Annotated in this window: 5 protein-coding genes; all 5 read left to right on the plus strand. The window is 39.3% G+C overall.

The features are described 5' to 3' along the window. A partial coding sequence (locus AOQ32_RS08210; RefSeq protein WP_199504902.1) for a phage antirepressor KilAC domain-containing protein occupies positions 1–426 on the plus strand: 426 nt, incomplete at its 5' end. A 9-nt stretch (positions 427–435) separates the two neighbouring features. Continuing rightward, positions 436–642: a hypothetical protein gene (locus AOQ32_RS08215; protein WP_059394382.1), complete on the plus strand. Its 207-nt coding sequence runs from the start codon at positions 436–438 to the stop codon at positions 640–642. A 10-nt stretch (positions 643–652) separates the two neighbouring features. Beyond that, complete coding sequence (locus AOQ32_RS08765; RefSeq protein ID WP_158531900.1) at positions 653–790, plus strand: hypothetical protein; 138 nt, start codon at positions 653–655, stop codon at positions 788–790. A 147-nt stretch (positions 791–937) separates the two neighbouring features. Further along, the gene (locus tag AOQ32_RS08220; RefSeq protein WP_059394383.1) at positions 938–1,162 is read left to right on the plus strand and encodes a hypothetical protein; all 225 of its coding nucleotides are present in this window, start codon (positions 938–940) and stop codon (positions 1,160–1,162) included. A gap of 11 nt (positions 1,163–1,173) precedes the next feature. Continuing rightward, a complete protein-coding gene (locus AOQ32_RS09075; RefSeq protein WP_275542757.1) occupies positions 1,174–1,296 on the plus strand; it encodes a hypothetical protein in 123 nt (40 codons plus the stop codon). Positions 1,297–1,324: the final 28 nt, after the last annotated feature.

A 1,324-nucleotide genomic window follows, 5' to 3' on the forward strand; every position in this document is an offset into this window, starting at 1 on the left:
ACTGACCCAGATACGATTATTCGTTTGGCCACGACTCTTAAGCAGGAGCGACAAGAGAAGTTGCTTCTTAAACAACGTGTTAATGAATTGCAACCAAAGGCTGATTACACAGACTCAATCTTGCAAAACAAAGAATTGGTTACTATCACATTTATTGCTAAAGACTACGGCATGAGCGGATCTGCGATGAATAAGTTGCTTCATGAGTTAGGTGTGCAGTACAAGCAAGGAAAGACTTGGCTTCTGTATTCAAAGCATCAGAAAAAGGGTTGGACACAATCAGAAACAACAAGAATTCAACATGCTGATGGAACTAATGAGGTAGTCGCTAATACCAAGTGGACTCAAAAGGGCCGTCTCGGGTTGTATGAACTATTGAAGGATAACGGTGTGTTGCCATTGATTGAGCAAGACCAGACGGCGTAAAGGAGAAGTATGAATACAGAATCCGTGATTTACTACAAAGACTGGTTAGGAAGGCGACACATTATAACGTGGGGCAATATTAATCCAGATGCTATTCAGAATCTCTTTGATAAAGAATTGTCTAAGAGAGGAATTTCGCCTAAAATTCCTAAATTTAGTCACGGAGTGTGGTTTATGACACAAGGAATTGAATTCAAAATTGAACTGACCAATTAAGGAGAAACAAATGAACGAAGAAAAAACAGTAGTTGGAGAAATCGGAAAGTTCGTTATTGATGTGTTAAACGAAGCAGAAACAAAAAAGAGCCCTGAAATGATTGAGGCCATTTCAAAGCTCGTAGGGTCAATTGATATTTTTAAATAAACCTTAATAGAAATCTTTAACAACTTATCATCTGACAATAGCTTGAAAATAAGATCTTGAATTTCACTCATAAGTGTTCTCCTTTCAAATTACTAGTCACTGCAATGCCAGTAGTTAAAGGATAGCAAAAGAAAGGAGGTTGAAATCATGAAAAATGAAATTGAACCATTAACGATAAACGGTTCAAGAATTTTTGACACGATCGGTGACTTGGCTGAAGCGATGGGAACAACTCGTGACAACGTTAATTTGTTGATGGCCATGCCCGGCTTTCCGTACTCGCCAGTTCCTGGACGTAAAAAGCCAATATACGTTGAGTACAAGGTGGCTGAATTTTTAGGTAGTATCACCAGATACAAGCCAAAAAGGTAAGGAGGTGGAAAATGAGCGAATTTAACCAATTATGGTCGATTGTAGCCACGCTGTTCACACTGGTATTAATCACGGCAACAGCGTTTGAAATTGGCTACACACTGGGACGTGATGACAAAAAGAAAGCAAAATAAAAGCCCGCTTAGCAGAGCGAGCTTAGGC

Origin of the sequence: Fructobacillus tropaeoli (genome assembly GCF_001047135.2) — a bacterium.
In the GTDB taxonomy this organism is placed as follows: domain Bacteria; phylum Bacillota; class Bacilli; order Lactobacillales; family Lactobacillaceae; genus Fructobacillus; species Fructobacillus tropaeoli.

Bases quoted from the DNA above. Each gene is read 5' to 3' on its own strand.
- AOQ32_RS08220 (WP_059394383.1), top strand. From the start codon at position 938: ATGAAAAATGAAATTGAACCATTAACGATAAACGGTTCAAGAATTTTT.
- AOQ32_RS09075 (WP_275542757.1), top strand. From the start codon at position 1,174: ATGAGCGAATTTAACCAATTATGGTCGATTGTAGCCACGCTGTTCACA.
- AOQ32_RS08765 (WP_158531900.1), top strand. From the start codon at position 653: ATGAACGAAGAAAAAACAGTAGTTGGAGAAATCGGAAAGTTCGTTATT.
- AOQ32_RS08215 (WP_059394382.1), top strand. From the start codon at position 436: ATGAATACAGAATCCGTGATTTACTACAAAGACTGGTTAGGAAGGCGA.